General features: G+C 73.3%; 7 protein-coding genes. 3 read left to right on the top strand and 4 right to left on the bottom strand.

All coding sequences use genetic code 11. The features are described from left to right. Positions 1 to 12 precede the first annotated feature (12 nt). Positions 13 to 666 carry a hypothetical protein gene (locus VGD85_RS10295; RefSeq protein ID WP_331063347.1) on the bottom strand — a complete coding sequence of 218 codons (654 nt, stop codon included), beginning with the start codon at positions 664 to 666 and terminating at the stop codon, positions 13 to 15. 84 nt (positions 667 to 750) lie between these two features. Further along, complete coding sequence (locus tag VGD85_RS10290) at positions 751 to 2811, bottom strand: NAD(+) synthase (protein ID WP_331063346.1); 2061 nt, start codon at positions 2809 to 2811, stop codon at positions 751 to 753. Between the two features lie 120 nt (positions 2812 to 2931). Between VGD85_RS10290 and VGD85_RS10285 the strand changes: the two genes are divergently transcribed. After that, on the top strand, positions 2932 to 3483 hold the full coding sequence (locus VGD85_RS10285; RefSeq protein WP_331063345.1) for an ATP-binding protein: 552 nt from the start codon (positions 2932 to 2934) through the stop codon (positions 3481 to 3483). Here VGD85_RS10285 and VGD85_RS10280 read toward each other — a convergent pair. Beyond that, a complete protein-coding gene (locus VGD85_RS10280; protein WP_331063344.1) occupies positions 3480 to 4229 on the bottom strand; it encodes a class I SAM-dependent methyltransferase in 750 nt (249 codons plus the stop codon). The two genes, VGD85_RS10285 and VGD85_RS10280, sit on opposite strands and share 4 nt — an antisense overlap. 50 nt (positions 4230 to 4279) lie before the next feature. Between VGD85_RS10280 and VGD85_RS10275 the strand changes: the two genes are divergently transcribed. Both VGD85_RS10275 and panB read left to right on the top strand, forming a co-directional pair. Next, positions 4280 to 4765, top strand: a complete 486-nt coding sequence (locus VGD85_RS10275; protein WP_331063343.1) for a VOC family protein — start codon at positions 4280 to 4282, stop codon at positions 4763 to 4765. A gap of 78 nt (positions 4766 to 4843) precedes the next feature. Then, entirely contained in the window at positions 4844 to 5728 is an 885-nt protein-coding gene (gene panB / locus VGD85_RS10270; protein WP_331063342.1) for a 3-methyl-2-oxobutanoate hydroxymethyltransferase, read from the top strand. On the opposite strand, the gene VGD85_RS10265 is transcribed toward panB, so the two are convergent. Beyond that, positions 5725 to 6858: a hypothetical protein gene (locus VGD85_RS10265; RefSeq protein WP_331063341.1), complete on the bottom strand. Its 1134-nt coding sequence runs from the start codon at positions 6856 to 6858 to the stop codon at positions 5725 to 5727. The two genes, panB and VGD85_RS10265, sit on opposite strands and share 4 nt — an antisense overlap. Between the last annotated feature and the right edge of the window lie 39 nt (positions 6859 to 6897).

Genomic DNA, 6897 nt, shown 5'->3' with positions numbered 1-6897 from the left:
GCGCGCGGGCCCTCAGCCCTCGGGCTGCTCGCCGCAGACGTTGACGTCCTGGGAGCCCATCACACCGTGCAGCACCCTGCGCATGGGCTTCATCCAGATCTGGGTCGTGTCGGCGTACGCGATCGACCCGGCGACCTCGTGCCGCAGCCCCATCACCCGCACCTTGCGCACGGTCAGCGGGATCGTCACCTCCTCCTCGGCGGTGCCGCCCCAGCACGCGGTCCCCTTGGCCTTGCGCCGCGCCTCGCGGAACCCGACCGGGTCGCCGGGGCGCTCGCCGCGGTAGCGGAACACCACGGTGGTGACGTACCCGGTGTGGCCCTCCCACGGGGCGGTCACGACCGCCGACATGCCGACCGTGTGCCGGGTGGGCACGGTGAACGTCGCGACGCCGTCCGCGACCGCCTTCTGGCCGCCGTCCCAGACCCGGACGCCCCACCGGGACTTGGGGTCCCAGCGCGCCTGGGTCAGGCCGATCTCGCAGCCGTCGCACCCGGGCACCTCGAAGGTGATCTTCGTCTTGGGCAGGGTGCGGGCCGCGTCGGTGGCGGCGGGCGACGCGGCGTCCGAGGCGCCGGCGCCCGCGGTGGCGACGGCGCCCAGGCCCGTGGCGACGAGGGCGGCGGCGAGGGCCGTACGTCGACGGGCCTGGCTGATGGTGCTCACGATGATTCTCCTGCTCCGGATCGAGGGTTGTCGGGGAGGAGACGCCCGGGCGGGCCGCTCGGTTGCATGCCGCCCGCGGAATTCTCAGGAGGTCGGGACGTTGGCCTCCAGTTCGGCGAGCCAGGCGGCGGGGCTCGCGTCGGACGGCATCCGCCAGTCGCCGCGCGGCGACATCGTGCCGCCGTGGCTGACCTTCGGACCGTTCGGCAGCGCCGAGCGCTTGAACTGGCTGGCGAAGAACCGCCGCACGAACACCTCGAGCCAGCGGCGGATCGTGGCCAGGTCGAACTCGATGCGCCGGTCGTCGGGGTAGTTCGGCGGCCACTCCCCCGCGTCGGCGTCGTGCCAGGCGTGCCAGGCGAGGAACGCGATCTTGCTCGGCGCGTAGCCGTAGCGCAGCACGTGGAACAGCGTGAAGTCCTGCAGGGAGTAGGGCCCGACGGACTCCTCGGTGGACTGGGGCAGGTGGTCCTCCCGGGTCGGGATCAGCTCCGGGGTGATCTCCTGGCCGACCACGTCGGTGAGCACCCGGTTGGTGGCCTCGTCGAACTGGCCGGTGCTGACCACCCAGCGGATCAGGTGCTGGATGAGCGTCTTCGGTACGCCGGCGTTGACGTTGTAGTGCGACATCTGGTCGCCCACGCCGTACGTGCACCAGCCCAGCGCCAGCTCGGACAGGTCGCCGGTGCCGAGCACGATGCCGCCGCGGTGGTTGGCGAGCCGGAACAGGTAGTCGGTGCGCAGCCCGGCCTGCACGTTCTCGAAGGTGATGTCGTAGACCTCCTCCCCCTTCGCGTAGGGGTGGTCGAGGTCGGTGAGCATCGCCCGCGCGGCGTCGGTGATGTCGATCTCCTGCATGGTGATGCCGAGCGAGTCGGCGAGCGCCCACGCGTAGCCCTTGGTCGCGGAGCCGGTGGCGAAGCCCGGGAGCGTGAACCCGAGGATGTCGGTGCGCGGCCGGCCGAGCCGGTCCATCGCCTTCGCCGCGACGATCAGCGCGTGGGTGGAGTCCAGACCGCCGCTGATGCCGATCACGACCTTCGGCTGCCCGATCGCGCTCAGCCGCTGCTCGAGGCCGGAGACCTGGATGTTGTAGGCCTCGTAGCAGTCCTGGGCGAGCCGCTCGGCGTCGTCGGGCACGAACGGGAACCGGTCCACCTTGCGGCGCAGCCCGATGTCGGCCGTGGTCGGCGCGAGCTCGAACTCGACCGTGCGGAACGAGCCCTCGGTGGTCGAGGTGCGAGCGAAGCGAGCCTCGAGACCCCGTCGGTTGTCGTCGAACGTGCCCGTGCGGATCCGCTCGAGGCGCAGCCGGTCGAGGTCGACGTCGACGATCGTGGCCCGCGCGGTCTCGGGGAACCGCTCGGTCTCGCCGAGCAGCTCGCCCATCTCGTAGACCATCGTCTGGCCGTCCCACGACAGGTCGGTCGTGGACTCGCCCTGGCCGCCGGCAGCGTAGAGGTACGCCGCGAGGCAGCGGCTCGACGCACTGCTCGCGAGCAGCCGGCGGTCGCTGGCCCGGCCCACGGTGATCGGGCTGCCGGAGATGTTCGCGAGCACGGTCGCGCCGGCCAGCGCGGCCTCGGCGCTCGGCGGCACCGGCACCCACATGTCCTCGCAGACCTCGACGTGCAGCACCAGCCCGCGGACGTCGGTGGCCGCGAACAGCAGGTCGGGGCCGATCGGCACCTCCTGGCCGGCGAGCACCGTGGTGCCGCGGACGTCGTCGCCGGGGGCGAACCAGCGCCGCTCGTAGAACTCCCGGTAGGTGGGCAGGTAGGACTTCGGGGCGACGCCGAGGATGCGGCCGCGGTGGATCGCCACCGCCGCGTTGAGCACCCGGTTGCCGTGCGCGATCGGGGCGCCGACGACCAGCACGGGCGCCAGGTCCTCCGAGGCGGCGACGACCTCGGCGATCGCGTCGGTCACCGCGTCGAGGAGCGGGTCCTGCAGGAACAGGTCGTCGATCGCGTAGCCGCTCAGGCACAGCTCCGGGAAGATCGCGACGCCGACGCCGTCCTCGGCACAGGCTCGCGCCTGCTCGAGCACCGTGCGGGCGTTGGTCGCGGGGTCGGCGACCCGGATCGGGACCGTGCAGGCCGCGACGCGGGCGAAGCCGTGGGCGTAGGCGGAGTAGAAGTCCACGCTCCGGAGTTTCCCACGCGGGGCGCCGGCACACCCGCCGGGCGGCCGGTGCCACGGGTCCGGGTCGTGTGCCGCGGGCAGACGTCAGCGATGATGACCCGGACGTCGGAGGGAGAGCCGGTGACGACACGCCCAACTCTGTTCCTGACGGTCGGCCTGCCTGGAGTCGGCAAGACCACGGCCGCACGGCAGATCGAGGCCGCGGAGGACGCCCTGCGCCTCACGAAGGACGAGTGGGTGAAGGCCCTCTATGGGCTCGCCAACCCGCCGTCGGCGTCCGACGTGATCGAAGGGCGGCTCATCGAGGTCGGGCTGCGGGCGCTCGAGCTGGGCATCAACGTCGTCATCGACTTCGGCCTCTGGGCTCGAGACGAGCGCTCCGCGCTGAGACAGGCGGCGATGGCGCGTGGAGCGTCGGTGGCGATGCGCTACTTCGAGCTGCCGGTGGCCGAGCAGCGGCGACGACTGGACCGGCGACTCGCTGAGGCTCCCCACACGACGTGGCACATGACTGACGACGAGCTGGCCGAGTGGGCCGCCGTCATCAGCGTCCCGACGCCGGGAGAACTCGACGGCAGCGAACCGATCGGAGATCCTCCCGCAGGATTTGCGTCCTGGGACGACTGGCGCTGGCATCGTTGGCCGGCGTCGGTCCCGGACGACGCGCCCTAGCCGCGGGCGAGCACCATCCAGGCGGTCGCGTCGACGGAGAACGGGCCGGCGGGCAGCAGCTCGGCGCACCGGCGGCGCAGTGCCTCGCGCGCGGGGTCGTCGAGGCTCCGGACGTGGTCGCCGGCCGGCCCCACGCCGAGCGTGTAGGGCTCCCACCACTCCTCGAACGAGGCGTACGGCACGGCGACGGTGATCGTGTCCTCGACGACGCCGCGCAGGCCGGCCGCGCGGGCCAGGTCGCCCAGGTCGCCCTCGCCGGTGCCGGGCAGCGCCGCCTCGTCGGCGACGTCGGGGTCGAGGTCCTTGGCCGCCTGCCAGAACGTCGAGAGCGGCCCGGCTGCGGTGGCGTGGTTCCAGACGGTCGCGCCGACCAGCCCGCCGACGCGGCCTATCTCGCGCAGCCCCACGACCGGGTCGGACATGAAGTGCACGACCAGGTTGGCGAGCACCACGTCGAACGCGCCGTCGTCGAACGGCAGCTCCTCCGCGCGTCCCTCACGGACGTCGACGCCGCGACAGCGCTCGCGCGCCGCGGCGACGAACGGCGGCGACGGATCGAGCGCGCTGACCTGGCCGGGCCCGAGGCGGTCGACGAGTCGGGCGGTCAGCGCGCCGGGCCCGCACCCGACGTCGAGCGCGCGCTGGCCGCGGCGTACTCCCGCCCTCTCGACGAGCCGGTCCGCGAGCGGCTCGGAGTAGCGGCCCATGAACCGACCGTAGGCGTCGGACGCCACATCGAAGGCCATGGCTGACTGTAGGCCGATGAGTCCGCGGAGGACAGCGGGTCTGCAGGGACATGCCCGAGATCAGCACGTGCCTGTGGTTCGACGACGACCTGATGGAGGCCGTGGACTTCTACGTCCGGGTCTTCCCGAGCTCCGAGATCCGAGCGGTCTCCTACTACGACGACGGCCGCGTGCTCGCGGCCGAGTGGACGTTGGACGGCCGGTCGTTCCGCGGGATCAACGGCGGGCCCGCGCACGCGGGCTTCACCGAGACGATCTCGCTGAGCATCGCCTGCGCGGATCAGTCCGAGGTCGACTACTACTGGGACACGCTCGTCGCCGGCGGCCGGGCCGACCGGTGCGCCTGGCTCAAGGACCGGTTCGGGCTGTCGTGGCAGGTCGTCCCCACGCGGCTGTACGAGCTGCTCTCCGATCCCGATCCGGCCCGGGCCCGGGCCGCCACCGACGCGATGCTGCAGATGCAGAAGATCGTGATCGCGGACCTCGAGGCGGCCGCCGACGCGGCCGGCGCGCCGCGCGGCCGCGGCGCGGGGTGACCACCGCCACAGGAGTGAACTCCCCGGTACGGGGCTAGCCTGACCAGCGGTCCGTGGACTCCACCAGGGAGCTGCGAGATGACAGTCAGGGAGCAGCAGATGACCAGCGAGGAGACGCCCCCGTACGCATCCGGGGTCTCGACCGGCTCGACCGCCGGCAGCACGCCGATCAAGCGGATCCGCACCCACCACCTGCGCGAGATGAAGCAGCGCGGCGAGAAGTTCGCGATGCTCACCGCCTACGAGCAGTACGCCGCCCAGACGTTCGACGAGGCCGGTATCGAGGTGCTGCTGGTCGGCGACAGCGCCTCCAACAACGTCTTCGCCAACGAGACGTCGCTGCCGGTGACCGTCGACGAGCTGATCCCGCTGGCGCGCGCCGTCAGCCGATCGGTACGCCGGGCGCTGGTGGTCGCCGACCTGCCGTTCGGCTCCTACCAGGCCTCCCCGGAGCAGGCCTACCTGACCGCCGTGCGGTTCATGAAGGAGGCCAACGCGCACGCGGTGAAGCTCGAGGGCGGCCTCGAGATGGCCCCCCAGGTCCGCAAGCTGACCGAGGGCGGCATCCCGGTGATGGCACACATCGGCTTCACCCCGCAGTCCGAGCACAACCTCGGCGGCTACCGCGTCCAGGGCCGCGGCGAGGCGGCGGCGAAGGTCGTCGCCGAGGCCCGCGCCATGGAGGACGCGGGGGCGTTCGCGGTGGTGATGGAGATGGTCCCCGGGGACGTCGCCGCCGAGGTCACGAAGGCCGTGTCGATCCCGACGATCGGCATCGGCGCCGGCCTCGACTGCGACGGTCAGGTGCTGGTGTGGCAGGACGCCTTCGGCCTGCGCACCGGCCGGATGCCGCGCTTCGTCAAGCAGTACGCCGACCTGCACGGCGTACTCCTCCAGGCGGCCCGCGACTTCGCCGACGATGTCAGGGCCGGGACCTTCCCCGGCCCCGAGCACACGTTCTAGCCGACGTCGGCGGTCTCGGCCACCTCGAGCACCACCAGTCGCACGCCGTCGTCGGTGCGCCGGACGTAGGCGACCCGGTCGGCAAGGACGGCCGGGGAGTTCGAGGTGCCGGGCACCCGCGCGCCCGGCAGACGGAGCGGGGTGCCGCCCTGCGCCGGCGCCACGCTCAGCCCGAGGTGACGGCCCGAGCGCAGCACGAACCCGTCGCCGGCGTGCAGCTCCCACCCGGTCGCTCCGCGGCGGATCGTCTCGGGCCCGTCGAGGTGGTCCAGGTCGAGGGTGTGGACCTCGACCGGGTCGGCGAGCTGGTGCCCGCGATCGGCCCGCTCGGACCAGGCGAGCGTCGACCCGTCGACGTCCGCCTCGACGACCAGGCCGTCGTCGGTGAGGCGGCGGACGCCGCTGCGGGTGCGCAGCGCCAGGTCGATGCGGTACATCCCGCGCACCTCGTCGCGCCCGATCCGCTCGAGCAGCAGCCCGTCGGCGGTGAGGCCGACGAGCTGGGCGCGGCCGACGCTCCCCCAGCGCCGCGGATCCGACCCGGGCATCCACGTGAACGCGACGGCGCCGGTCGGCGGTTCGGCATCCTGCTGCACCCATCCGGCGGTCCAGCCGCCGGCGCCATCGGCCGTGACCGGTGCGGGCGACCAGCTCACGACGCCGGGCTCGGACTCCGCCAGCACCCGCCGTCCACCCGCGAGGCCGACCGCCATGAGGCGCCACGCCGTCGGCGGCCCGTGATCGGACGGGCCGGGCCGCTCGTCGACCACCAGGACCCGGCCGGCCATCTCGGCCACCCCGCCGATCTGCCCGCCGGCGTACGTCGAGCGGTAGACGGTGCGCCGCGTCCCGCCGTCGAGGTCGGACACGACCACCCGGGTCGGGCCGGCCTGCGAGCGTCCGTCGCGGGCGGCCGCCCAGACGACGTACGTCGGGCCGAGCCCGAGCATCCGCAGCCGGCCCGCGTCGACCGGCCAGGACGCCACCTCCGAGACCGCCAGCTCCGAGACCGCCAGCGACGCCGGCTGCCCCACCGCGGCGGCGGTCGCCGGCGCGGGTGCCGGGGACTCGCCGTCACATCCCACCGTGGTCGCGGCCAGCAGCAGGGCGAGGGCCAGCGCGCGCATCATGCCCCTGGGACGGGACCCGGGTCGCGGAAGTTGCCGTGA

Source organism: Nocardioides sp., from assembly GCF_036401255.1.
Taxonomy (GTDB): domain Bacteria; phylum Actinomycetota; class Actinomycetes; order Propionibacteriales; family Nocardioidaceae; genus Nocardioides.
Note: the sequence above shows the minus strand (reverse complement) of the source record. Positions and strands in the feature narration are given on the sequence as shown.

Coding starts and splice junctions, on each gene's coding strand:
- panB (WP_331063342.1), top strand. CDS start 4,844: ATGACAGTCAGGGAGCAGCAGATGACCAGCGAGGAGACGCCCCCGTAC.
- VGD85_RS10280 (WP_331063344.1), bottom strand. CDS start 4,229: ATGGCCTTCGATGTGGCGTCCGACGCCTACGGTCGGTTCATGGGCCGC.
- VGD85_RS10265 (WP_331063341.1), bottom strand. CDS start 6,858: ATGATGCGCGCGCTGGCCCTCGCCCTGCTGCTGGCCGCGACCACGGTG.
- VGD85_RS10275 (WP_331063343.1), top strand. CDS start 4,280: ATGCCCGAGATCAGCACGTGCCTGTGGTTCGACGACGACCTGATGGAG.